This is a genomic window from Caulobacter segnis (assembly GCF_019931575.1).
Classification (GTDB): Bacteria; Pseudomonadota; Alphaproteobacteria; order Caulobacterales; family Caulobacteraceae; genus Caulobacter; species Caulobacter segnis_C.
The window spans coordinates 4604705-4630183 of record NZ_CP082923.1 but is presented as its reverse complement, the minus strand read 5'-3'; the positions used below and the strand labels follow the sequence as shown (position 1 = coordinate 4630183).

Sequence of the window (25479 nt, the reverse complement as noted above, 5' to 3'; positions counted from 1 at the left end):
TTTGCGATGACCTCCGTCGCGGCCCAAAGCCAGGGCGGCGGGGCAGGCTTGGAAAGCGGCGCGGTGGACGAGCCCAACGAAACCCTTGGCGAAGCGGCGCTGGCCTTTGGCCCATTTCGATTGTTCCGCTCCCGGCGGGTCCTGGCCGAGGGCGAGGCGCCGGTTCGGCTCAGCGATCGCGCGCTCGACATTCTGATCGCCCTGGTCGAACGGGCCGGCGAGGTGGTCACCAAGCGCGAGCTGATGGCCTTGGTCTGGCCCGACACCTTCGTCGAGGAAAGCAATCTTCGGGTCCACGTCGCGGCGCTGCGCCGGCTGCTTGGCGAAGGGCGTGATGGTCAGCGCTACATCCTCAACAACCCCGGGCGTGGCTACGTCTTCATCGGACAGGTTCAGCGCTTGGCGGGCGCGAGCCTCCACCCACCGATGGTCAACCTTCCGCGAGGTTTGCCGCCGCGCCAAGGTCGCCTGATCGGGCGTGAGGCCGTGCTCGACGACCTGGTGGTGCAAACCGCCGTGCGCCGGTTCGTCACCATCACCGGGCCCGGCGGCGTCGGGAAGAGCTCTCTGGCCGTGGCGCTGGTCGAGCGTTGGCTCCAGACCTCCAGCGCCCGCGCCGTCTTTGTCGAACTCGCCGCCGTGCGAGACCCCACCCAGATGGCCGCGACCCTGGCCACGACGCTGGGCGTGTCGGCCCACGCCGATGACCCCCTCGCGAGCCTGACGACCTACATCGGCGATGAAGATTTCATCCTCGTCTTCGACAACTGCGAGCATCTGCTGCTGGCCGTGGCCACCGTCGCTGAGCGGCTTTTGCGCTCAGCGCCGCGCCTGAAGATCCTCGCCACCAGCCGTGAGCCGATCCGCGGCGATGGGGAATGGGTCTATCGGCTAGCCGCCCTCGAGACGCCCCCCACCTGGCAAGACCTCGACGCCAAGATGGCTCGCGACTACCCGGCCGTTCAGCTCTTTCTCGAACGCGCGGCCGCAAGCGTCGAAAGCCTCACGCCCGACGAGGAGGACGTGCTTGCCGCCGCCGAGGTGTGCCGGCGGCTAGATGGCCTGCCCCTGGCGATCGAACTGGCGGCCGCGCGGGTCGATATCTTCAGCGTGCCGGGTCTTCTGAAGGCGCTCGATGAGCGGCTGATGCTCTCGACCCCGGGGCGGCGAACGGCCGACCCCCGCCAACAGTCTCTGCAGGCGACCATGGATTGGAGCCACAGCCTGCTGTCGACGCGTGAGCGGGTCGTCCTGCGCCGGCTTTCGATCTTCCGAGGCTCGTTCCTGCTGCAGTCGGCGGCGGCCGTCGTCAGCGAGCCGGGCCTGACGCCCAACGCCGTGCTCGAAGATCTGATGGCCCTGGCCAACAAGTCGCTGATCGTCGCCGATCCCAGCGGCCCTTCGATCCTCTACCGCCTCCTGCACATGACCCGGGCCTATGCCGAGGAACGACTGGACGAGGAGGGCGAGACCGACGTCCTGGCCCGCCGCCACGCCCAGCATTTCAAGAGCCTCCTTAGCGAAGCCCAAGGGCGATGGGACACCATGGGGCGCGCCGACTGGCTCGCCGAGTACGGCCACACAGTCGAGGACGTGCGCGGGGCTTTGGAGTGGTCGTTCGGCCCACAAGGCGACGTCGCCGTCGGCGCCGCTCTGACGGCCTCTTCGTTCCCGTTCGGCTACCAGCTTTCCCTGATCGACGAGTTCAAGCGGCGCATCCAGGTGGCCTTGGGGGAACTTGCCAAGGCCTCGCCTTCTCAGTTGATCTCGGAGGTGCGCCTCACCGCCGCCTTGTGCGCCCTCAACCTCAACACCGTGGTCGACCCGGTCGAACTCAAAGAGACCTTCGACCGAGTGACGAGCCTATGCGCCCGCCTCGAGGATCCGCGCCACAAGGTCGAGCCGCTTCTCAAAGAGGGCCTCTATCTTCTCGAGCAGGGCGACTATGCCGGAGCGGCGGCGCGGTCGGACTATGTTTCGTCGATCGTGCGGGCGGCCGATGATCCGCTGGCGATCCTCTTGGCCGATCGAACGGCCGCTCAGATCCACCACCATGCCGGCGACCAGGTGCGGGCCCGCCAGCTGGCCGAGCGCGTCCTGCGCCATCCGGCCAAAGGCATCCCGATGACCTACGCTCAGACCGCGGTCGATCGGCGGGTCTCGATGCGGATCATCTTGGCCAGAGTCCTCTGGCTGGAGGGAAGCGCCGAGGAGGCGGCGGGCGTGGCCGCGGAAGCCCTGCGCCTGGCTGAGCAGGATGGCGCCTTCGCCGTCTCCCAGGCGCTCGCCCTGGGGGCCTGTCCGATCAGTCTATGGAATGGCGATCTGGAAATAGCCGAAGACCATATCGCGCTCCTGGTCGAATATGCCCGCCGTTACGCCCTCGATCGGTGGCGACGTCTGGGCGAGGCCTATGGCGCCAGCTTGCTGGCCTTGCGAGGCTCACCGCCGGTTCTGCGTCCCGAGCCGGCAGGCCTGATGCAGGACGAGCTCCTGACCACCATCGACCCGTCATGGGTGAACGAGCGTCTGGTGGCGCGTGCAAGGGCTGGGCTCAGCGGCTGGGCCGGGCCGGAGATCCTGCGCGCCGAGGGCGTGCGACTGGCCAGGGCGGGCGATCCCCAAGGTGCGCGGGCTCAGTTTCAGTTCGCCTTGCTCGCCGCGCGAGCGGCCGGCGCCAAGGGGTGGGAACGCAGAGCGTCCGCCAGCCTGCATGACCTGCTGCGGGACGATGAAACTGGAGCATCCCCCGCGCTGATTTAGACAGGGCCCACGACTACCGCCTGATCGATACGGTCAGCCAGGCCGTGCGGGGGCGAGCGGCGGTGACCACCTGCGCCAGATTGGCGTCCAGCGACTTGCCGGCCATCGGCGCATAGGCGTTGAAGAGGTTGTCGACGTCGAGGCTTACGCGCCATCCTGACGGGAATTCCAGGCTCGCGTGTGCGTCCGCCAAGCCATACGCCTTCAAGCGGAAATAGGCCGGGTTGCGATCCGAGGTCAGCACACCGCGACCAGATTGTCCGTGAGCCCCCAGGGCCAGCGACAGCTGCTCGCCCCGGGAAAGCGCGCGCTCATGGTTCAGGCCCGCCCGCCAGGTCCAATCGGGGACATTGGCGAGCCTGTCGCCGGCGGCCAGCTGCAGGGCCGGATCTGTTTGTGTCGGCTGGCGTCCGACCAGGCGCGCGTGGTTGTAGGTCGCAGCGAGATTGGCGCTCCACCCGGAGGCCAGCTTCAGGTCGACAGCGGCTTCCGCGCCCTGGGACCGCGCGCGGCCGGCGTTGGCGATGTAGCTGAAGAGCGTCGTTGGAACGAGCTGCTGGAGATCCTTCCACTCGATATCGAAGACCGCGCCTTCGACCCGAACCCTGGAGCCCAGCGCCAGCTTCCAACCAAGCTCGTAGTCCCACACCGAGTCCGAGCGATAGGCCGGAGCGCTAAGGTCGAACCCGCCTGGATAGTTGGGCCCGCCGGCGCGGAAGCCCTGCGCGGCCTGCAGGAAGAGCAGGCCCCGATCAAGCGCGTAGCTTAGGCGCGCGGTCTTGAAGAGGCGGCTTTCCGAAGACGTCTGGGCCGGTTGCGCGCCGGTAGGCTGACCCGGGAAGAACTGCTGGACCACGACTTGCTGATCGCGTCGCTCGACGTCGAACCAGCGGCCGCCAAGTGATGCGCTCAAACGCGGCGTCAGCTTGCGGGTAACCTCTCCAAAGACGGCGACCTGATCGAACCCGTCCTTATTATCCCGCGCGAACAGGCGGTTTTGCGCCGTCCCATCCGCATCATAGGCGATCAGCCCATCGGCGCCGACCTTGGCGACCTGACCGCGGCGATGGGTGATGGCGCGCTGCTGGAATACCCCGGCGATCCACGTCCAGGCGCTCGCGGTGTCGGGGGACGCAAGGCGCGCTTCCGCCGACCAGGCGCTCACCCGTTGGTCGGCCGCCGACGCGGCCGGGACGATCGTCCCACCGCCGGCGCAGGCGCTGGGCCAACTGTACTCGGCGCACCCCAGCTGCTTGAGGAGATAGCGTGTCGTGTCGAGGGTCTGGCGAACGTGCCGGTATTGGTAGGACGTGGCCGCCGAGGCTTTGGCCCAGCCAAGGTCGTAAGACGCCGACAGCACGCCCATCAGCGAGCGATCCTTCCACGGTGTGCGGACATAGGCCGCCGACACGTATCGATCGGTGTCGGTGGCGTACTTCGGATAGATCTCGAAGGCGTTGTCGGTCTTTAGCGATTGGCCATAGCCGGTCAGCGTCGCCTCGAAGCGATCATTTGGCGCATAGCGCAGAGCCGCCCGGCCGCCATAGGTGCGCTCATCATTGCGATTGTCTCCGGAGACCTGCGGCAAGGCGGTGGCGGACCGTTCGGGATCGTCGATCCACCCGCCTTCGCGCCGCCCATATCCGCTAACCCGGGCCGCCAGACGATCGTCGACCAGAGGCAGGTTCAGCAGCGCGTTGACGCGGTAGGAGGGCTCGCCGCCGTCCGTCGCGCCAAGGCCGCCTTCAAGCGCCGCCTCGGGTTTGGAGAGATTCGGCGGGCGCGAGAGGATCCGAATGGCGCCGCCCATCGCGCCATTGCCATAGAGCGTGCCCTGGGGACCGCGAATGACCTCGATCCGATCGACATCCCAAAGCTTCAGGTCGGGCTGGCTATCGCCCGTGTCGAGGGATGAGCCCGGTAGGCCGCTGATCGGAATGTCGTCGTAGTAGAGGGCCACCTCGGGCTCCCCGGCCGACTGGAGACCGCGCAGCGCGTAGCGCTTCTGGCCCGGGCCGCTGTCGGTATAGGTCAATCCCGGGGTCAGGGCGGCGAACCCGGCCGCGTCGTCGGCATGCGCGGCGACCAGGCGAGCCCCGGTCAGCACCGTCAGGGCGGTCGGCGTTTCGAACGCACGGCTAGGGCGCTTGGCGGCCGTGACGATCACTTCGTCGAGTTCTTGTCCGCGCGCCATGACCGGCAGAAGGCACAGGCCGGCCACCCCCGCGAACAGAGCAGGCCGAAGGGGGCCTAGCGCCTCGAGCGGGCGATTGGATGTCGGCCAAGCCATGTCCCGACCATGGCGAGCTTCGCGCCCTGGCGGTGTTAATCGTTGTGAATCGGGCCACGGCGCGACCGCGCGCGGAGCCGACTGCCTGTAAGGTCGGTCAACCTTGAACGTCTACGAGCTGAACGATGGCTAGGCCGATCGAGAAAGAACCGGGGCCTGCGCCAGGCGCGATGACGCGCTTGCACGGCGCGGTCATCGTGATCGCCGCCTTGGCCCTCGGCGTTGATCTGACCGAGATCGCCTTGAGCGGCGCTCTGGCCACCATCTTCGCCGCGCCGCCTCACGCCATGTCCCCAACGGTCATTGGTTGGCTTTCGGCCTCAACCTACCTGGGCGCTATCGTTGGGGCGCCGCTCAGCGGACTGGCTGCGCGGCGCTGGGGATACACCAGGGTCCTCGCCGGCTCCCTGGTGCTGATAAGTCTGACCTCGGTTCTGTGCGCGATAAGCCCCGATGTGACCTGGCTGGCCCTGGCCCGAGGACTGTCGGGCTTGGCGCTGGGCGCTCTGCCGCCTCTGATCATCGCTTGGCTCACCGAGCTCGCGCCGAACGGACGACGAGGCGCGATGATCACCGTGACGAGCGCGCTGGCCTATCTTGGACCGCCTGCCGCGCTCTTCTGGCTACGGGCCGCCAGTCACGATTTTCATCAATCTTGGGAAGCCTGGCGCGTGCTGTTCGCGGTCCTGGGCCTTGCCAGTCTAGCGCTGGCCCCGCTGCTTCTCTGGGCTCCTGAGAGCGCCGATTGGCTGCGGGGGGCGGGCCGGGGCGACCGGGCCATGGCGCAGGCCGAACGCTTTTCACGCTCGCCGGTCCTGGCGCCGCCGAGTCCAGAGGCGCGCGTCATCCATTCGAGCCGTCCGGCGCCTGGGACGCGTGAGGCCCTGGTCGGTCTGGCGATCCTCTATTTCCTTCTGCCCTGGTCCAGCGTCGGCTTTCCCCTCCTCACCGGTCCCGTGCTCCTGGCCCGGGGCATGAACCTCAACGACAGCCTCTACTTCGTTGCGCTCGCCGGATTTGGGCCCGCCATTGGAGGCCTTCTGGCGAGCTTCGGCGTCGATCGAGCCCCCCGCGCCACTAGCCTGGCGATCCTCGCCCTGGCGATGCTGCTCTTTGTGGCGATGTTCTTCGGCGTCTCCAGTCGCCTCGCCGCGGGCCTGGCGGTGGTCGGTTTTGGCGTCTCCGGCGCGCTCTACCTTCCAGTCGTCACGCTGTTTGGCGCTGAGCTTTTCGCGCCGCGTCATCGCGCCTCGGCCACAACCCTGGCCTGGTCGATCAACCGACTGGCTGCCGCCGTCGCGCCTCTCCTGCTGTTGCCCCTCGTCAAGGGCGGCGCGAACTGGACGGTCGGCGGGGCCATCCTTCTGTCACTGGGATGCACGCTCGGCATGCTCTTGGTCTGGCGGCCCGGCGGCGCCCACCAAGCTCGTAAAGCCGAGGCTTGCGTCTCTTAAGACCCCTTAGGAACGCTTAGCGCGCCTTGTTGGGGTGAATGTGGCTCTCTGAAGTGGTCGCGGCCTGTCGCGACCTGCGCCGCGGGAACTGCTCATGATCTCGATGCACGACACTTCGCAGCCAACGACCAGCCCGCCGGCAGGCGAACTGGTCAGGAGCTTCCGCGATCGGCGGGACTGCCCTAAAGCGCTGGTCGGGGACGCCCTGAACCTCCTGCGCAGCGCGCTGGACCTTCGTGTCCGTGAGGGGCGCGCGGAAGCCACCACGACGCTGGAGCGCGCCTGTCGCCTGCTCGAAATCGAACAGGAGCGCAGCGCGGTGGTCGCAGCCCCGCTTCGAGGCGGCCTGACACCGCGCCAGATGACCCGATTGACCCGCCACATCCAGGAACGCCTGGCCGCGCGGATTACGGTCGAGGAACTGGCGAAGATCGCGGGACTGAGCACGGCGCGGCTTGGCCGATGCTTCGTTCAAAGCTTCGGGGCGCCGCCCGGGCGCTTTGTCTTCGAGCGCCGCATCGAACGCGCCCAGACGCTCCTGGAGACCACCGACAAGTCGCTTGCGGTGATCGCTCTGGAATGTGGCTTCTGCGACCAGCCCCATTTCACCCGTCGGTTCCACGAAGAGGCGGGCATCACGCCAAAACTCTGGCGCAGACTTCGCGGCGGACAGGTCGAGACTGACGCCTCCGAACCTGCAGCCCTGTGGGCCGCCGCCTGATGTGCGGCTCGGCCCCCACGACCCGGCTGACGCCCACGGCGATCCGCGAGCAGTTGGTCCGCCTGCAGCGTAGCGCTGCGTTCGCAGGCTCGACCCGTCTAACCCAGTTCCTCAACTTCATTGTCGATGAGACGCTGGAGCGTGCGGGGCTGTCGCTGAAGGAAGCGGTCATCGGCAACGCGCTCTACGGCCGCAATGTGCCCTATGATCCGCGCATCGACTCCACCGTCCGGGTCGAGGCTCGTCGGCTGCGTCGCAAGCTGACCCAGTACTTCAGCGACGAGGGACGGCAAGACCCGATCCGCGTAGACCTCCCGATCGGAACCTATGTCCCGACCTTCGCGATCAACGTCGATGGGCTCTCCGAGCGTATGGTCGAGGCGCCCAAGCCGTGCGCCGGCACAGCCACTGAACCCTGCCTCTTGGCGATCATGCCCTTCATCGCCCTGACGCCGTCCACCCATGGCTTCGGCTTCGTCGACGGCGTCACCGACGAGTTGATCTTCGTGGCCGAACGGATCGAGGGCCTGCGGGTCGCGCCGCGCCTGGCCGTCTATCAGTACCGCCGCGAGTGCTACACGCTCTCGCGTCTGGCCCAGGATCTGGGCTGCGCGACGATCCTGTCGGGCACCATCCGTGGCGTCGGCGGTCAGGTGCGGGTGACGCTGGAGCTGAGCGACGAGCGAGGGTTTGTCCTGTGGTCATCGCGTCTGGAGATCTCGGAGAAGGACGAGGGCCTGCTTCAGGATGAAATCGTCATTCGGACCTTCGAGCGGCTTCGCGCCGAAACCCCGCTCGGCGCGGCCGAGGGCTGGAGCCGGCTGGATCCGATGATGGACGGCCTGGCCCCAAGCCGAGCCCAGACCGTTGAAGCCCGGGCCTGACGGAGCAGGGCATGCGCAGTTTGCGACGCATTGCTTCCAACACCGGGCGCAGGTTCAAGGCCGCTTCCAAGGCCTCGCGCCATGGTGGGCTCAGGCCCGGGTCACGTTTCCCCGGCGGGCCTGTTCCATCCTCCCAAGGACAGCGTCGATGACCCGGGCCGCCCCCTTCACCATCGAACACTTCACACCGACAGGTCAGGATCTTCCGCGTCGCGCCGGCCAGTTGCAGGGTAGGATCCTGGCGGCGCGCGAGCTTTGCGATCTTCTGGCCAGGCTCGAGGGCCAGGGCCCATGCGACGCGGTCCATCGCTATGCCCGGGCCAACTGTGAAGCGCTCAAGCGCGATCTCGAGGCTTTGCTGGGCGAAGCGCAGGCCAGCGGCGTCCACGCCTACGATCTGGGCTTTTTCTGACGTTCCGGTCGTCACCAGCCTCGCGCGCTCTTCGCACTCGCACTAGACTTGGCTCACCGCCAGCCCTTCGGAAGTCTTAGACCTTGGCGATGCCCCACGCCGCCTTCTTAGGTTCTTCTTCGCCTCCCAGCCCGCTGCTGGGGGAGGCCCCGTCGAACCCAGGCGTCGCGTTCCATGGCTTCCAGCTTTTGGCCGCGGAGCGGCGGCTGCTTGAGAACGGCCGACCGGTGCGGATCGGCGGACGCGCCCTGGACCTGCTGATCCTCCTTGTCGAGCGTGCAGGCGAGGTGGTTGGAAAGGACGAGCTTGTCGCGCGGGCATGGCCCGACACGACAGTCGTGGAAGCCAACCTTGCCGTCCACGTCCGAACCCTTCGCCAGGCGCTTGGAGACGGAACCGACGGGCGGCGGTTCATTCTCACCGAACCTGGGCGCGGCTATCGCTTCGTCGCGCCGATCATCACCCCGCCCAGCGCCCCCCCGGTAGGCGTATCCAGGCTGGTGGGTCGCGAGGGCCTGATCACGACCATCGTCGATCGTCTTCGTCGCGAACGGCTGGTCACGCTTCTGGGGCCCGCCGGTGTTGGCAAGACCGCAACCGCCTTGGCCGCATCGCGCCAGGCGGAGCAGAGCCTTGGGCTCGAGGTTCGTCTGGTCGAACTGGCCGCCGTCGAGGATCCGGTCCAGTTGCCCGTCAGCTTGGCCAACCAGCTAGGATTGGAACCGGCGCAGGCCAGGACTTGGGAGCAAATCGGGGCGTCCCTTCAAGCTCGGCCGACCCTGTTGCTGATCGACAATTGCGAGCACCTCATCGAGCCGGTCGCGGCGATGACCGCAAGCCTCCTGCGTGCTGTCCCAACCCTTCGCGTCATGGCCACAAGCCGCGAGTCCCTCCGTTTGCGCGGGGAGCAGACCCTGCGTTTGTCAGGTCTTGGCGTGCCCGAGCAGGGCTTGGCGCTCAGCGCCGCCCAGGCCTTGGCCTATCCGGCGGTGGCGTTGTTGGTCAGTCGGATCACCGCGGCCCATTCGGGGTTCACGTTCCGCGATGAAGACAGTCGCGCCGCCGCCGAAATCTGCCGTCGCCTCGATGGCCTGCCTCTGGCGATTGAACTTGTGGCGCCGCGCGTTGAGGTCTTTGGCCTGGCGGGTCTGGCCGCGAGCCTGTCGGAGCGCCTCGAGCCAGGCGTGCTGGCGCGTCGGGGCGCGCCACCCCGACATCGCACGCTGAGCGCGGCGCTCGATTGGAGCTTCGAGCTGCTTCAGTCGTGCGAACGGGATATGCTAGAGGCGCTTTCGGTGTTTATCGGCGCCTTTTCCATCCAGGCCGCCGAAGCGGTCTGCGATCCGTTCTGCCCGGGTGAGGCCCCAGAGCGCCTTCTGGACCTAACGCGGAAGTCCCTGGTCGTCGCGCACGGCGACGGCCGTTTCCAGCTCCTTGAAACCACGCGCCGCTTCGCCGCCGCCAAGCTCGCCGAGAAGGGGCCCGCCGAAGCCGTTCGCCGCCGCCATGCGGCTTTCTTCGCAGGCCAAGAGGCGCTGGGACGAGAGGACCTCGAAAATCTGCGCGCGGCGATGACCTTCGTCCTTGGCCCGTTTGGCGATCGCGCCCAGGCCTCAGCCCTGACCCGGCAGGTCTCCCGATTGTTGATCGACCTGCGCTTGTTCGATGAAGCCCGCCAATGGACGCGTCGGGCCCTGGCCGTTTTGCAGGACAGTGCGCCGACCGATCCGGTCATCCGCTACGCCCTGGGCTTTGCCGAGCTGCAGGTCGTTGGCGCGACAGAAGAAGCCGCCGACCACCTTTCGGCCGCCGTGGACTTGGCGAAGGGCGAGAGCCTGCGAACCTTGCGCCTGCAAAGCTTTGTGGCCTTGGCGATGACTCGCCACCGTCAGGCGCGTCTGGACGAGGCGCGGACCTTGACCGGTGAGGCCCGCGACCTGGCGCACGAGCTCGGGCGGATTGAAGCCCTCACCTTGGTCGACGCCTTGGCCAGCGCCGCCGAAGGTGGCGCGGGAAACTTGTCGACTGCCTTCGATCTGGCCCAGCGCGCGTGTGGGAGGGTGCAGTCGGCGACGGGGCCGGCGGCCAGCTGGGGACTGGACGCGGCGACCTGGGCTCAAGTGGCCCGGGCTAACGTTCTGTGGAGCGTCGGGCGCGCCGACGAGGCCCTCCTCAACGCAACGCGCGCCGCCGAGCAGGCAACGAACCACCCCGCATCCCTGGCTTTCGCTCTGGCCCTCTGCGAAGCGCCGATCCGATTGGGCGTTGATGATCCCCAGGCGACCCTCGCTTGCCTCGAGCGGCTCAAAAGCGCGGCGTTGACGGCGGGATTGGAGCGGTGTCTGGATCTGGCTCAGGCCTATGAAGCGCTGATGCGGGCTCGGGCCGGTGAGCTTGAGACTGCAGAACACGATCTCTCCGCAGCCCTGGACCGATTGGGCGCGCGGGGCGAGGAGCTAGTCCGGCGGGCCTTGCTTGCCGCCCTGGCAGGGATTCAAGTCAGTCGGGGACGTCTGGATGAGGGGCTGGCGACCGTTCAAGAGGGCCTTCAGGCGACAAGCGCGCCCGGTTGGCTGGGCCGTGCCGACCTCCTTCGCGTTCGGGCCTCGATCGCCTCGATCCGTCAGGGATCCTCCAGCGCCGGCGAAGACGACCTGCGCCAAGGTCTGGCCGAAGCCGAGGCGTCGGGGGCTCAGTTTGAAGCCCTGCGCTGCGCGGCGGATCTAGCGCGGCGCCAGGCCCGGTCTGGCGCCCTGGATCTGGCCTGCGCTGAGTTGGACCCAGTCGTCAGTCGCATTTCTGGAGGCGATCGCGTTCGAGACCTACGAAAGGCGCGCGAACTGCTGCAAAGGTGGCGCAAAGTCCTGGTCAACTGACCCCCCTGTTTCTCTGAAATCCGCGCCCCATGATGTCTCCCCTTCCACTGCCAGAGCCGGCGGCGAACGATGTCGAGTTCCGCTTCGGCGGGTTTCGTCTGTCGTCCGCGGCGCGCGCCCTCTGGGATGGCGACAAACCGGTGCGTCTGGGAAGCCGGGCCATGGACATCCTGCTTTTTCTGGTCGAGCAGGCTGGCCAGGTGGTCTCGCGTCGCGCGCTGATGGATCACGTCTGGCAGGGCGCCCATGTCGTCGAGGCCAATCTGACGGTCCATATCGCCACCCTGCGGCGGGCCCTGGGCGATGGCGCCGACGGCGAAGGGGTGATCATCAACGTCCCCGGGCGCGGCTATAGTTTCATCGCTCAAGTTCGTCGCCTGGACGCCGGGCTTGAGCCAGCCCCCGACGCCGTCTTTACCGCGCCGAACAACCTGCCTTTGCAGTCCGTTCGCTTGATCGGTCGAGAGGCGATTGTGGCCCGCCTTGCCGAGCGGTTGTCGCATGACCGGCTGGTGACCGTCGTGGGGCCTGGCGGCATAGGCAAGACCTCCGTGGCCCTGGCGCTCGCCGACCAATCCATCGGGCGTCGGCTTCATGGAGTGTGGTTCCTGGACCTCGCGCCGATCAATGACGGCCGCTTGCTCCCGACCGCATTGGCCTCAGCGATGGGCCTGATCCATCCGCCGGCAGATCCGTTGGGCGCAGTGCTCCGAGCCCTGGCCGACAAGGACGTCCTGGTGCTGATCGATAACTGCGAGCACCTTCTGGACGCGACGGCCGGGCTCGTTTCTGACCTCTTGAGCGCCTCGCCTAAGGTCTCTGTTCTGGCCACCAGTCGCGAGGCCATCTCCATGGCGGGCGAGACGATCCATCGTCTGGAACCGCTGGAGACGCCGCCTGAGGCCGCGCGCGACGCCAAGTCCGTTCTGACCTATCCCGCCGCGCGGCTCTTTCTCGAACGCGCCCGCGCCGAAACCGAGAACTTCCAACTCACCGATGCGGCCGCCCCGACCCTGGCGCGGATCTGCCGCGAGCTTGACGGTCTGCCGCTCGCCATCGAGTTCGCCGCGGCCCGCGCTGGCGCCCTGGGCGTGGAAGCCTTGGCCGCGCGATTGGACGATCGGCTGCGTCTGCTGAGCCTGGGGGCGCGGGACGGCGATCCGCGCCACCGCACGATCGCCGCAGCCCTCGAATGGAGCTATGGCCTGCTCTCCTCCGCCGAGCGTGAGGTGCTTCAGCGCCTGAGCGTCTTTTCGGGCGGCTTCACCCTCGATGCGGCGCGCATCGTGCTGAGCGACGAAGGTCTCAGCGGCGACGACATCGACGAAGCGGTCGCCGGCCTCGTGCTCAAATCGCTGGTCACCGCCGAAGCCCTCGATCGCGAGGTGCGCTTCAGGCTGTTGGAAACCACCCGGGTCTTCGCCCTGGAGCGTCTCAACGAGAGTGGACGCAGGCGCGCGCTGGCCCAGTCCCACGCCACCTACTTTGGGGGGCTGCTTCAAGCCGCCTCGACCGATCCGGCGGGGTTCGATCGACTGGCGCCCGAGCTCGATAACGTCCGCGCGGCCTTGGGTTGGACCCTGGTCAATCAGCCCAACCTGGAAGCACGCCTGAACCTTGCGGCCGTTTCGTCCTGGTTCTGGTTCAGCCGATCCCTCCATCTGGAATGCCAGGACTGGATGGATCGCGCCCTGGCGACCATCCCGGCGGGCGAACCGCCCAGTCGCGCTGAACTGGCGGTGCGCTTCGCCCTGGCGGCGTGCGCATTCTTCACGCGTGGACTGGCCGCTGAGGACTATTCGCCTTGGCTGCGCGCCTTGGACGTAGCCGTGAAGCTGGACGCCACGGACTATCAGCTCGACGCCCTGGTGGCGCTCTGGACCTACAATATCCGGGCGCCGCGCTACCAGTTGGCCTTTGAGTTCACCGATCGCCATCGCGCCCTGGCCGATGCGACGAACAACTTGGACGCCCAGGCGACCACCCATTGGATGATGGGAACCAACTACAATCACACCGGACAGCTTGCCCGCGCCCACGAGCACCTTGCGCGGTTCTTGGTCGACGAGGGGCCCACGGCGCGCTTCCAGTGGCTGGGGCGTACCGGGTTTGATCGACACTCAGACGCCCGCGGACTGGAGGGCCTGACCTACGCGCTGCAGGGGCGCTACGCGGCGGCCGACGCCTCCTTCGCGCTTTCCATCGCTTCGGCCCGCGAAACGGCCAAGGCGCTTCCTGTGTGCGAGGCTCTGCAGTGGGCGGCGATCGGCGCGATCGTCAGTGGCGCGCCGGCCTCGATCATCGCCAAGTTCGCTCAGGAGCTGGTGGTCGAAGCTGAACGGCACGGACTAGAAAGCCATGCGGCGATCGGCGCTTGCGTCCAGGCCAAGCACGCTGCGCTCGAGGGCGACCTAGTGACGGCCGAGCGCTTATTCGTTCACGGCCTGGCCGGCCTGAAGGCCTCCAACTACGGCCCGTTCAACGGCCTCTTCGCCGCCGAGTTCGCCAGGCTCTTGTCCTTGTCCGGGCGCGCCGGTGACGCCCTGGCGCTGCTCGCCGCGCAGGCTGCCGACGAGGATGGCGTGGAGAGCCTGATGAGCGCCGAGGTCCTGCGCCGCAAGGCCCAGGTGTTGTGGAGGGCCGGTGATCGCCCAGCCGCGCGGCAGGCTCTCGAGGAGGGCTTGGCCGTGGCCGAACGCCAGGGCGCCCGGGGCCTGGCCTTGCCGTTAGCGGCCGCCGCCCTTGGCGTTGCACCTGAAGACGAAAACGCCGCGGCCACCCTGCGCCAGCTCGTCGATGCGCTCTCGCCGGCCAAGTCTCGACGGCTGGATCGAGCCAAGACCCTTCTGAAGCTCAGTGAAGTTTGATCGGCGGGGTCGATAGGCCCCGTAGACGATCCGAGACAAAGAGCGCCAGCGCGCGCCACCAGCCGTAGAGCGTGGCCCGGTGGGCGTGTGCCAGGCCCTCATAGAGCAACTTGGCCGGGGTGCCTTCAGCCGTGGCCAGGCCCTCAGGGCCTTGGGCGGGGAGATCGGCGGCCGCGTCCGATTGGCCCAGCGACACGACCAAACCGCGAGGCTTGTAGACGAACGGGGCGACAGGTCGTCCATCGAGCAGCTTGGGCAGCGCGTCGGCAAGCCAGATTGCCTGCTGATGGGCGACCTGCGCCGTCGGCGGCGGGGCGCCGCCGGCGTTCTTCGCCGGCGCTATGGCGCAGTCGCCCAGGGCGAAAACCCGATCCTTGCCTTCGATCGCCAGGGTCTCATCCACGGCGATACGCCGGCCGGGGCCTAGTGGAAGACCCAGGTGGGCGACGAGGTCATGGCCCACTACCCCAGAAGCCCAGACCTTCACCGAGCAGGGGACGAAGGTGCCGTCCTCGAGGCGAAAACCGTCGGGTTCCACCGCATTTACCCGCGCGCCGAGCCGAAGATGCACGCCCAAGCGCATCAGGGCCTCGCCGGCATGTCGAGAGGTTCTTGGCCGGGCCGAGGATAACACCCGATCGGCGCCATCGACGATCGTGATGTCCAGGCGTCCCGGCGCTCCGACGCCGCCAAACCGCTGCAGGCCGCAATTGGCGTGGTGGAGTTCGGCCGCGAGCTCCACGCCGGTCGCGCCCGCACCGACGATGCCGACCTGGATCCGATGGTCTTCATGCACCGAGGCCAGGAACGACTCTTCGAGGAAGGTTTGGTGCAGGGCGCGCGCGTCAGCCGGGCTGTCGAGCCGGTGACAGTGCTCGGCTACCCCCGGCACACCAAAGTCATGGACCCGGCTGCCGATCGCCAGGACCAGAACGTCGTAGGGGAATTCGCGCTGTCCCAGGAGTTCGTCGCCCGGCTCGACCAAACCCGGGACCGCATCCACCCAGAGGATCTTCCGCTCGAAGTCGACATGGCGCATGGCGCCAAAGTGGAACTCGAACCCGTGCCGGCGTCCTTGCGCCAGGAAGCTGGCCTCCTCTTCGCCTGGACCGATCAAGCCGGCGGCCATCTCATGGAGCCGAGGCTTCCAGAAGTGGCTGGCCGCACGGTCGATCAGCACGACCTCGAGGTGATCGGCCGCGCGGCGCAGCCGGATCGCCAGGGCCAGACCCGCCGCCCCGCCGCCCACGATCACGACCCGGGGTGGGCCGCGTCGCAGGCCGATTTGCGAGGCCTTAGGCATCGGGCCAGGTGGTGAAGTCGACGCCGGTGGCCAGGCTGGAGGTCTTCGACACGTCAGGGTCGACGCTGGCGGCGTTGGGGTTGGTCTCGGTGACCATCTGCTCGGCGCGGGCCCGGATATACGGCTCCATGTGGGCGCGGTGGGTCAGGATCCAGAAGCGCTTGGCCGCGACCGCCTCGAACACCTGGCGGGCGACCTCTTCGGGTTCCAGGGCGTGAGGTGAGTTGATCTCCGAGGCCTTGCCGCCAGCCGGCGCGGCCGCGCCCAGAATGTTGGTCTTGACCAGAGCGGGGCAGAGGACCGACGCGCCCACGCCCGAGCGCGAGGCGATCAGTTCCCGATAGAGCGTCTCCGACAGCCCGACCACGGCGTGCTTGCTGGCGACATAGGCCGACGCCGCCGGGATGGTCAGCAGGCCCGCGGCGGAGGCGGTGTTGACGATATGACCCTCGCCCCGCGCCCGCAGACCCGGCAGAAAGGCCAGCAGACCGTTGATGACGCCGCCGACATTGATGTCGAACATGCGCTTCCAATCGGCCTCGGTGTGGTCCCAGGTCAGCGCCAGCTTGGTGATGCCGGCGTTGTTGATCACCAGCCAGGGATCTCCCAGCGCCAGGGCCGCGCCGTCGTGCAGCGCCTGGACGTCAACGAGCTTGCTGACGTCCGTGCGAATGGCCACGGCACGAACGCCCAGCGCCTCGACCGCCTCCTTAGCCTTGGCCAGCCCTTCCTCGCCGATGTCGCCCAGGGCCACATCCATGCCGCGGCGCGCCGCTTCGAGCGCCAGCGCCAGACCAATCCCGCTGGCCGCGCCGGTGATGACGGCGACCTTTCCGGAAAAGCTCGACGCGCCTGGGACGGTATCCATCTCTCACACTCCTCGCAAACCTGGGCGGCCGGACGCCGTCCGTCATTGGCGAGACTAGGCGCCGCGGCTGGCCGAAGGTCGTGAGTTGGGGTGAGTGCGCGGCCTTACAGCCTTCAACGTCGTCCAACGTCGGCGAAGGCCCGCGCGAAATCGAACGGCACGAAATGGAAGAGCGTCACAAGCGAGCCGGCCGCCGCCAGACCTAGGCTCCAAAAACCCGCGATCGGAAACACCAACGCCGCCACGCCCGCACCCACGATGAAGGCTCCAAGGCGCATCAATTGGGGCGAGACATCGCGGCCACGACAGACGCCACGGCCCATTCGAATGGAAAGTCGCGCCAGATCGAAGGTCGAGACCAACGACAGTCGCTCTCGCCACAGCCACGCCGCCCCGACCCCTTGCAGGGCCATCGCCGAGACCAGCAGCAGTCCCGCCGCGACCGCCGCCGGCGCGTCCGACCGAGGGAAAGGGCCAAGCAAGACGCCAACGGCCATCGCGCCCATCAGCAACAGGCATTGGAAGAAGAGCAGGTGTCCGCTCGCCAAACGGATCCCGTGACCGGCTCGGCTGAGCGCACGCGAGGCCAGCGCCGTCACCAGGATGAACACAGGAATGGCCAGTGTTCGAGCGACGAAGTCTTGACCCGTTTGAGACCAGGCCGCGATCGCCAGCGGCGCGTTGACGGCGACCTGGACCGGAAGGAGGCCATGAAGGCCGACCAGGCCGATCATCTCCACGAAGCCGGCGGTCAGGTCTAGCCAAAGCGCTGCGCCAAACCGGTGACGTAGAAAGTCGGGACGTGGCGGTGGCGGCATGGCGCGTCTCCTGGGCCGGCGTGTGGCCACCGTCGCGCGGGCCCAAGCGCCCGTGAAGTGAGGCGGGCCGAGGGTTACGGTTAGCCCGTCGGGCGCCCTTCAGGCCCAAGTCGCTAACGCCCGCTCACTGCCTGAGGTCGATGCGGCGTCCTAGCGTCCTCGGCGTCGGGCCGAGACTTCGCTCGGCGTTTGGTAGGCGCCTCCATGACCCAGAACAGTCAGTACCGGCACGCCGACGAGATCGTCGGCAAGATCAAGGACGTGCTTGGCCACTTTCCAGGCTATCGGACCCTTCACGCCGACGGCCGCCTCTACCAAGGCGTCTTCCAGGCCTATCCCGTCGCCAAGCACTTCACCCGCGCCCAGCATCTCCAGGGCGGCCGCGTGCCGGCCACGGTTCGCTTCTCCAAGGGCGGGGGCGACCCGCACGCCCTGTTCAACGCCACGGTGGGCATGGCCACCCGCTTCTATCTGCCCGACGGGCGCGTGACGAACTTGGTCATGCTGAGCCAGAAGCTGTTCTTCGCTCGGACGATCGAGCAGTTCGTCGCCCTGGTCGATGCTCTGCGCCCGACCGAGCCCCACGGTCCGCTCAACAGGGCCGGTCTCGACGCCTTCCTGGCCGCCAATCCCAATGTCGCGGCCGTCTTCAAGATGCGCGCCGAGGCCCAGGCGCCGGTGAGCTTCGGCAACACCGAGTTCCACGCCATTCATGCCTTTCGGTTCATCGACGAGCATGACGAGATCCGGCATGTCCGTTGCCATTGGCTGCCGATCGAAGGCGTCCGAGGCCAAGCCGTCGAGGTTCTGGCCAAGGAAAGCCCCAGTGTCCTCTTCGAGGAGATCGAGGCCCGCCTCGTCGATCGCCCGATCGAGTTCGAGCTGGTCTTGGAAATCGCCGAACCGGGTGACCCGCTCGACGACGCCACCGCGCTTTGGCCCGAAGACCGCGTCCGCGTGCCGATCGGCCTGCTGACCGTCACCGGCACGATCGGCGAGGAGGAGATCGGCGATCCGCTGATGAACCACGACCCTACCCAGCTGGTCGATGGCATCGAGGCGACGGACGATCCGATCCTCCAGATCCGCCGCGGCGTCTACGAAGCCTCCGCCGCTTTCCGCAGCCAGGGCTGGCTCGCCGGTCCCATGGGACGCTGCCCGGTCGCCGGATGACACTCATGGCTCCGCTCCCCTGGATCGACGAACGCGCTGAAGATCCTCAGGTCGCGCCCCAGTTCGACGGGCCGGGACTGCGTATGGGCAAGCGCGCCGAGATCTGCGGCGTTGGTCAGGTCGCCCCGGGCGGCGCGGCGCGTCTGCGTGAGCGCCTGCCGCGCTTGCAGGCCCAGATCAGCCACCATGAGCGACGGTTGGGCCTGACCCACGACTTTCGGCTGTTCCTCTTCGATGGCGATACGCGCCTGTGGTTCGGCTTCACCTATGACGGCGAGTTCTGCACCTGGCTGGCAGATCTCTGCGACAAGTCGCCCGGCTGGCTCGACAGTCTTTTCGACGGCGTCTGGGAAGGCTTTCCCGGCGCGACCTCGCCGTTTCTGAACGCCTTTCTGCGTCAGCACCTGATCGGCGCTGAGCTTTTCTTCACCGCCTTTCCCGAGGCCTCCCGCCACGACATCGACAAAGCGCTGCGCGGCCGCGAGGCGCTCGGCGTGCTCTTGGATGCGATAAGCTGATGACCGTAGAACTCGAGCTCGCCGACATTCAGGGCACGGTTCTGCGCAACCGTCCCATGCCGTATTTCGGAGCCTATCTGCTCTTTCGCGTCGATGAGCCGGTGGCCGCGCGGGCGCTGCTGCGCCGGCTGATCCCCCACATCACATCGGCCGCCAACTGGGACGCCCCGGCCGAGAGCGCCTGGATCAATGTGGTGTTCACCTGCGAAGGGCTGCGACGCCTGCAGGTGCCCGAACCTATGATCGACGGGTTTCCCGTCGAGTTTCGTCAGGGCATGGCCGCGCGCAGCGCCTTCCTTGGCGATGTCGGCCAGAGCGACCCGGCCCATTGGGACATGCCCCATGGCGGCCAAGGCTTCCACATCGGCCTCTTCGTGATGGCCGGCTCGTGGGAGGCGCGCGACGCGAAGGTGGCGGTTGGCCATTCGGTCCTGGCCGGTCAGGAAGGGCTGACCTTTATCCATCGCCTGGATGTCGGCATCCCCCCGACCTTGCGCGAACACTTCGGATTCCACGACGGGATCAGCCGCCCGTTCATCGAAGGCGAAGGCGGCGCGCCCTTGCCGGGCCAGGGCGATCCGGCCAAGGCCGGTGAGTTCATCCTCGGCTATGAGAATGAGCTGGGCGTGATCGCCCGGGCTGGCGGCCCGGAAGCGCTCTGGCGCAACGGCACCTTCCTGGCCATCCGCAAGATCCGCCAGTATGTCGCCGCGTTCAGGGGCTATCTGCGCGACAACGCTCAGGGCCGCCCCGATGGCGAGGAGTTTGTCGCCGCCAAAATGATGGGGCGCTGGCGCAGTGGCTGTCCCCTGGCGCTCTCGCCGACCCGGGATGATCCAAGCCTCGTCCCCGACCGCCTGCGCAACAACGACTTCGGCTACTTCGACGACGACCGCGACGGCGCCAAGACGCCCGTCGGCAGCCATATCCGCCGCGTCAATCCGCGCGATGGCCTGAAGGACACCATCGTCGACGCCCGCCTTCATCGGGTTCTTCGTCGCGGATCGGCCTACGGGCCTGTGCTGCCGCATGACGCCACAGAGGATGATGGACTGGATCGCGGCATCGTTCTGGCGATGATCAACGCCAACCCAGGTCGTCAGTTCGAGTTCGTTCAATCCCAATGGGTCAATGACGGCGACTTCGTCGGTCAGGGCTCACGAGGCGATCCGATCGTTGGTCGGCGTGATCGCGCCGACGACTACGTCTTCCCCGACAAGCCCGTTCGGCGCCGGCTCAAGGGTCTGCCCGACTTTTCCGTCGTGCGCGGCGGCGAGCATGTCTTCCTGCCCGGGCTGACCGGACTGGCGTGGATCGCCGCCGAACCAGAGGCCCGCGGCGGATGAGTGAGAGCTCATACGTTTATGCTGACCACGAGCGGCCAGCCTTTCCGGGTTCGCCGTTCTCACCGGTTCACTCGGGCGGCCGGCGGCTGGCCTACGGCCTGGCCGCTCTGGTGCTTGCGGTGGTGGCGACGCTCGGCAACGGGCTGGTCAACGTCAATGTCGCCAACCTCTCAGGTTCCATGGGCGTCTACGCGGCCCAAGCCAGCTGGCTGCCGGCGATCTATGTGGCGATGAACGCCACCGCCAACCTGACCTTGGTCAAGGCCCGCGCCCAATTCGGCATTCCGCAGGTCACCAGCGTCCTGATCGTCGGCTATGTCCTGGCCAGCGCCTGGCAACTGCTTTTCCCCGGCTTCCTGGCCGCCGGTTTGGTGCGGGCCACAAGCGGCATGATGGCCGCGGGTCTGACCACCCTGACCATCTACAATCTGATTCAGGTCTTTCCGCCGAAGCTAAAGCCGCTGGGCGTGGTGATCGGGATCGGGCTCATCCAGCTGGGCATGCCCTTGGCCCGGCTTTTTCCGGTAGAGATGCTGGCGCTCGACAATTGGCGTGGTCTGCACCTGATCGAGATGGGGCTGGGCCTGACCGCCTTCGTCGCCCTGCACGCCGTGCGACTGCCGCCGAGTGAACGGTCCAAGGCTTTCGAGCCGCTCGACTTCCTGACCATCGGCCTGGTGGTTCCGGCCGCGCTCCTGATCTGCGGCGTCCTGTCCGAAGGGCGATTGCTCTGGTGGACCGATACGCCGTGGCTGGGCGTGGCGCTTGCGACCGGACTTGGTCTCCTGGCGCTGGCGGCGGCGATTGAAGTCCTGCGGGCTCGGCCGCTCATGCAACTGCGCTGGCTGGGCGCTCTGGACATCATCCGCTTCGCCGCCGTGGCCATGCTCGTTCGTATCGCCCTTGCCGAGCAGACCTTCGGCGCGGTCGGCCTGCTTACGGCCGGCGGCCTCAACAACGATCAGCTCCACATCCTCTTCAGCGGGGTCGTGGCCGCCATGCTGTTGGGCACCGTGGTCGCGGCCGTGACGCTGTCGGCCACGCGTCTGCCCTATCAGGTGATGGTCGCGGCCCTGATCATCGCCGCCGGCGCCTGGTGGGACGCCCACGCCACTAACCTCACCCGTCCCGAACAGCTCTACGGGTCCCAGGCCCTCCTGGCCTTCGGCACCACGCTCTTCATCGGCCCGGCGCTACTCTATGGCCTGACCAAGATGCTCGCCAAGGGCGCCGACCACCTGGTCACCTTCATCGTCCTCTTCAGCACCACCCAGAACGTCGGGGGCCTGGTCGGATCGGCCTTTTTGGGGACCTACCAGACCATCGCCGCGCGCGAGCACGCCGCAAGCCTTGCCGAGCGCGTGGTGGCCACCGATCCGCAGGTGATGGCGCGCATCCAGGCTGGCGCCCGGACCGTCTCCAGCGCTGTGGTCGATCCCGCCGCGCAGGCCGCGCAAGGCGTTGCCCTTCTGGGCCAGGCGCTCAGCCGCGAGGCGGCGATTCTGGCCTTCAACGACGTCTTCCGTCTCGTGGCGATCCTGGCGCTGCTGACTGCCGCCTACGTCGCCTACGTCATCGTCTTCAACACCCTTCGCCGGCGCTCGCAGGCCGCGCGGGAGACCTCCTCATGACCGACGCCGCCCTGGATGAACCCGCCCACGTCTGGCGCCCCCGCCCGCGTCCGCCGTGGCTGGTCATCGGCATCGTGCTGATCGGGCTGATCGCCGTGCTCCTGGTCCTCAACGCCTGGAAACTGCCGCCCTTCGGCTCGCACCTGGAGCGGACCGAGAACGCCTACGTGCGGGGGCGAACCACGGTGATCGCCCCGCAGGTCAGCGGCTACGTCGCCCAGGTGCTCGTGCGCGACTACGAGGTGGTCAAGGCCGGCCAATTGCTGGTGCGCATCGATGATGCGACCTATGTCGCGCGCCTGGCCCAGGCCCGCGCCAATCTCGCCGCCCAAGAGGCCGCCCTAGCCAACAGCCGCCAAGCCCACGCGGCCCGCACCGCCGGGCTGGAAGGTCAGGTGGCCAATCTCGGCAACGCCCGCGCCCAGCTCCTGCGGGCCCAGGCCGACATGCGCAGAGCCAATGATCTGGTGGGGGACGGTTCGATCTCGGTTCGGGAGCGCGACCAGACCCTGGCGGCGCTGCGCCAAGCCGAGGCGCAGGTCCGCCAAGCCATGGCCGGTGGCGAGATCGCCCGGCAAGACGTTCGCACGGTCGATGTCGGGCGTGGCGGGTTGGAAGCCCAGGTCGAAGCCGCGCGGGCGCAAGTCCGCATGGCCGAGATCGATCTGGCCCACACCCAGATCGTCGCGCCGGAATCGGGTCAACTGGGCGAGGTCGGCGTGCGTCTGGGCCAGTTCGTGACAAACGGCACCCAGCTCGTCGCCTTGGTCCCGGCCCAGCGCTGGGTGATCGCCAACTTCAAGGAGCGTCAGACGGCCCACATGATCGTCGGCCAGCCCGCGCGCCTCTATGTCGACGCCCTTGGCGGGGCTCGCCTTAGCGGTCGGATTGAGCGGATTTCGCCGGCCGCTGGCTCGGAGTTCTCGGTGCTCAAGCCCGACAACGCCACCGGCAACTTCGTCAAGGTTCCCCAACGAATCGGCGTTCGCATCGTCATCGATCCCAATCAAGACGAGGCCGCGCGCCTTCGGCCGGGCCTATCGGTCGAAGCCGAGGTCGATACGCGGGGCCGGCCATGAGGCGCCTTGTTCTCCTGGCCAGCGTCGCGGGCCTAGCCGCCTGCGCGGGACCCCGGCCGCCAGCGCCCACCGCCGCGACCCAGGCCCCGCCCGCCCAATGGCGAGAGGCCGCGCTGACGCCTGCCAGCGTCGATCCGCGCTGGTGGACCGCCTTTGGCGATCCGGCCCTGGCGGCCGTCGTCGAGCAGGCCCTGAGCAACAATCCCGACCTTGGTCTTGCCGCCGCGCGTGTCGAAGAAGCTCGCGCGCAGTTCGATCTGGCTCAGGGGATGCGTGGGCCCAACCTCGTCATCGCGGGCGGCGGCGCCGATCAGCGGGCGCTCAACGCCTTCGGCCAACCGGTCGAACAGCACGCCGGCCAGGCGCAGTTTTCAGCCGCCTACGACCTGGACCTCTTCGGCCGGCTGAAGGCGTCGAGCGCGGCGGCGCGGTCGAGCCTTCTGGCCACCCAAGCCGCGCAAGACAGCGTCCGTTTGGCGATCGCCAGCTCGGCCGCCAGCGGCTACGTCACGCTGCTGGCCCTGGATGCGCGCCTTGAGGTTCTGCAGAAGACCGTCGCGGCGCGCGAAGGCGCCCTCAAGCTCATCCGGCGGCGCGTCGAGGCCGGCTATGGCGCCCAGCTCGAGCTGAAACAGGCCAGCGCCGAGTACCAGAGCGCGCTCCAGCTGATCCCCGCCGTCGAGCTGGCCCGACGCCGCCAGGAGGACGGCCTGCGGCTGCTGCTGGGGGAAAACCCCGGTACGATCGCGCGGGGTGCGGGGCTCTACAGCCTGGCTGTTCCGTGGATCTCACCAGGCCAACCCGCCGCCCTGCTGCGACGGCGGCCCGATATCTGGCAGGCCGAGCAGCAGCTCGCGGCAAGCGACCATGGCCTGGACGCGGCCCGCGCCGCGTTCATGCCCAATGTTCAGCTCAATGGATCGTGGGGCTATGTCGCATCGGACCTGATCGACGATCCGGTCCACGTCTTCTCGATCGGCGGCAGCATCCTGGCGCCTATCTTCGATTCTGGACGCCTCAAGGCCCAACAGGGGCAGGCCGCGGCCCGTCGCGACCAGGCCGCCTTCGCCTACCGCAAGACCGTCCTCAACGCATTCCGAGAGGTCGAGGATGGGTTGGCGTCGGTCCAACGCAGTGGCGAGCAGGAGATCGCCGCGACGGCCCAGCGAGACGCCCTGGCCCAGGCCCTGACCCTCGCCGAGAGCCGCTATCGCGCCGGCTATTCGCCCTATCTGGAGCAACTGGACGCCCAGCGGGGTCTACTCGCGGCCGATCTGAACCTGGTTCAGCTCCACGCAGACCGCCTGACGGCGGCGATCGGACTCTACCAAGCTCTGGGGGGCGGCTGGACCGGCGCGGACAAGTTGGCCTCGCGCTAACTTGCCAGCCGGCGCAGGATCGCCACCTCTGTTGGCGGCGTGAAGCTCCTGGCGCGCGCCGCCAACGCCGCCTCCAGGCGCATCCAGGCCCTAGCGGCGAGCTCTTCTTGCAGGGCCAGCCGATCATCGCCGGCGCCGTCAATGCGTTCGGACCAGACGACGAAACCGGTGACGTCGCAAAGCTCCAGGGTGAGGCGGACGCTGGCGTCCTCCCAACGGACCGAGCCGTGAACCAGCACCTCGACCTGCAGCGCCGTCGCCAAGGCCTGGGGCGCGATCACCCGGTCCCGGTACTGGAAAACCGCCAGGCGCGGGGCGACGCGAAGGTTGGATGATCCGGCGGCCAGCAGGATGAGCTCATCGGTCAGCCCATCAGCGAAATGGCCATCGGCTTCGCGGGCCGAGTGAGCCCGAAACGGCATAACGGCCAGGGTCGTTTCGCCAGCATTTCGCACCCGCCGCGTCGGGCCTTCGGGCCGGGCGGCTGGATTGGGTTCAAAGCTGGGGCCATAGCCGCCCAGCGGGAGACCGATGAGCAGCGGGTCTTCACGTCCAGGGCCGGCATAGTGCTCCTGCAGCTTGCGCCGCAGCCGCCGTGCTTCCACCCGCACGGTTGAATCGATGCGGGGATCGTAGGGCGGATCGCGTCCATAGACAGCGTTGCCGATCACCCATTCCTTCAAGCCCGCGCCGTTTCCCTGGAGGGTCTCTTCGACAACGAAGTGCAGGAACGTAAAGAGCTTGTCCGAACCGGCGAAAGCGGCCGAGCGCTTGAGCCGACCGACTTGCTCGCGGATCGCTTCGGAGCTGGGCGCGCTTGCTTCGGACATCGGGTTCTCCCGCCGCATAGAGGGTGTGGCGAGCAGCATCGCGTCCGGGCGTGCAAGTGCGAAATCAAGCGTTCTAAAGGGTTGCAAAGACGCGGCGTCAGATTGCGCTCGTCCGGCGCCAAGCTTCGACGCTCAGATACAATCTCGCTCGGCTCCGAAGCCCTAAATTCAATCTCGCCGGACGTCCCCCCCAAGCCACGGTCCGGCCTGGGCCGCTCCTCCCAACCCCCCGCAAGCGAGGAGCGGCCCCGCACGCCGCCGGCGTTA

Annotated in this window: 18 protein-coding genes; 13 read left to right on the top strand and 5 right to left on the bottom strand. The window is 67.8% G+C overall.

The window, feature by feature from the left end; all coding sequences use genetic code 11:
• The first annotated feature begins 6 nt into the window (after window positions 1-6).
• Window positions 7-2763, top strand: a complete 2757-nt coding sequence (locus tag K8940_RS21025) for an ATP-binding protein (protein WP_223391993.1) — start codon at window positions 7-9, stop codon at window positions 2761-2763.
• Window positions 2764-2776: 13 nt separating this feature from the next.
• On the opposite strand, the gene K8940_RS21020 is transcribed toward K8940_RS21025, so the two are convergent.
• Window positions 2777-4930, bottom strand: a complete 2154-nt coding sequence (locus K8940_RS21020; RefSeq protein ID WP_223391992.1) for a TonB-dependent receptor — start codon at window positions 4928-4930, stop codon at window positions 2777-2779.
• 248 nt (window positions 4931-5178) lie between these two features.
• Here K8940_RS21020 and K8940_RS21015 point away from each other — a divergent pair, with 248 nt between their 5' ends.
• The 6 genes from K8940_RS21015 (at window position 5179) to K8940_RS20990 (ending at window position 14267) form a co-directional block, all read left to right on the top strand.
• Window positions 5179-6507 carry an MFS transporter gene (locus tag K8940_RS21015; protein ID WP_223391991.1) on the top strand — a complete coding sequence of 443 codons (1329 nt, stop codon included), beginning with the start codon at window positions 5179-5181 and terminating at the stop codon, window positions 6505-6507.
• Window positions 6508-6601: 94 nt separating this feature from the next.
• Complete coding sequence (locus K8940_RS21010) at window positions 6602-7228, top strand: helix-turn-helix domain-containing protein (protein ID WP_223391990.1); 627 nt, start codon at window positions 6602-6604, stop codon at window positions 7226-7228.
• The gene (locus tag K8940_RS21005; RefSeq protein WP_223391989.1) at window positions 7213-8112 is read left to right on the top strand and encodes a hypothetical protein; all 900 of its coding nucleotides are present in this window, start codon (window positions 7213-7215) and stop codon (window positions 8110-8112) included. The genes K8940_RS21010 and K8940_RS21005 overlap by 16 nt, the downstream gene beginning before the upstream one ends.
• 148 nt (window positions 8113-8260) lie before the next feature.
• On the top strand, window positions 8261-8524 hold the full coding sequence (locus K8940_RS21000) for a hypothetical protein (RefSeq protein ID WP_223391988.1): 264 nt from the start codon (window positions 8261-8263) through the stop codon (window positions 8522-8524).
• 89 nt (window positions 8525-8613) lie between these two features.
• The gene (locus tag K8940_RS20995) at window positions 8614-11400 is read left to right on the top strand and encodes an ATP-binding protein (RefSeq protein ID WP_223395934.1); all 2787 of its coding nucleotides are present in this window, start codon (window positions 8614-8616) and stop codon (window positions 11398-11400) included.
• Between the two features lie 29 nt (window positions 11401-11429).
• Window positions 11430-14267 (top strand): ATP-binding protein, encoded by a 2838-nt coding sequence (locus tag K8940_RS20990; protein WP_223391987.1) that lies wholly within the window; start codon window positions 11430-11432, stop codon window positions 14265-14267.
• Here the strand turns inward: K8940_RS20990 and K8940_RS20985 are convergent.
• The 3 genes from K8940_RS20985 to K8940_RS20975 all read right to left on the bottom strand — a co-directional run bounded on the left by K8940_RS20985 (window position 14254) and on the right by K8940_RS20975 (window position 17256).
• Complete coding sequence (locus tag K8940_RS20985) at window positions 14254-15570, bottom strand: NAD(P)/FAD-dependent oxidoreductase (protein WP_223391986.1); 1317 nt, start codon at window positions 15568-15570, stop codon at window positions 14254-14256. The two genes, K8940_RS20990 and K8940_RS20985, sit on opposite strands and share 14 nt — an antisense overlap.
• Window positions 15563-16438, bottom strand: a complete 876-nt coding sequence (locus K8940_RS20980; protein WP_223391985.1) for an SDR family NAD(P)-dependent oxidoreductase — start codon at window positions 16436-16438, stop codon at window positions 15563-15565. The genes K8940_RS20985 and K8940_RS20980 overlap by 8 nt, the downstream gene beginning before the upstream one ends.
• A gap of 113 nt (window positions 16439-16551) precedes the next feature.
• Entirely contained in the window at window positions 16552-17256 is a 705-nt protein-coding gene (locus K8940_RS20975) for a hypothetical protein (RefSeq protein WP_223391984.1), read from the bottom strand.
• A 204-nt stretch (window positions 17257-17460) separates the two neighbouring features.
• Between K8940_RS20975 and K8940_RS20970 the strand changes: the two genes are divergently transcribed.
• From K8940_RS20970 to K8940_RS20945, 6 genes are all read left to right on the top strand, one after another.
• Entirely contained in the window at window positions 17461-18429 is a 969-nt protein-coding gene (locus tag K8940_RS20970; RefSeq protein ID WP_223391983.1) for a catalase, read from the top strand.
• Between the two features lie 83 nt (window positions 18430-18512).
• Window positions 18513-18947 carry a hypothetical protein gene (locus tag K8940_RS20965; protein ID WP_223391982.1) on the top strand — a complete coding sequence of 145 codons (435 nt, stop codon included), beginning with the start codon at window positions 18513-18515 and terminating at the stop codon, window positions 18945-18947.
• A complete protein-coding gene (locus tag K8940_RS20960; RefSeq protein ID WP_223391981.1) occupies window positions 18947-20293 on the top strand; it encodes a Dyp-type peroxidase in 1347 nt (448 codons plus the stop codon). The genes K8940_RS20965 and K8940_RS20960 overlap by 1 nt, the downstream gene beginning before the upstream one ends.
• Entirely contained in the window at window positions 20290-21924 is a 1635-nt protein-coding gene (locus tag K8940_RS20955) for an MFS transporter (RefSeq protein ID WP_223391980.1), read from the top strand. Before K8940_RS20960 ends, K8940_RS20955 begins: the two co-directional genes overlap by 4 nt.
• Window positions 21921-23003 (top strand): HlyD family secretion protein, encoded by a 1083-nt coding sequence (locus K8940_RS20950; protein ID WP_223391979.1) that lies wholly within the window; start codon window positions 21921-21923, stop codon window positions 23001-23003. Before K8940_RS20955 ends, K8940_RS20950 begins: the two co-directional genes overlap by 4 nt.
• Window positions 23000-24382 carry an efflux transporter outer membrane subunit gene (locus K8940_RS20945; protein ID WP_223391978.1) on the top strand — a complete coding sequence of 461 codons (1383 nt, stop codon included), beginning with the start codon at window positions 23000-23002 and terminating at the stop codon, window positions 24380-24382. Before K8940_RS20950 ends, K8940_RS20945 begins: the two co-directional genes overlap by 4 nt.
• Here the strand turns inward: K8940_RS20945 and K8940_RS20940 are convergent.
• Window positions 24379-25212, bottom strand: a complete 834-nt coding sequence (locus K8940_RS20940; RefSeq protein ID WP_223391977.1) for a hypothetical protein — start codon at window positions 25210-25212, stop codon at window positions 24379-24381. The two genes, K8940_RS20945 and K8940_RS20940, sit on opposite strands and share 4 nt — an antisense overlap.
• Window positions 25213-25479 lie beyond the last annotated feature (267 nt).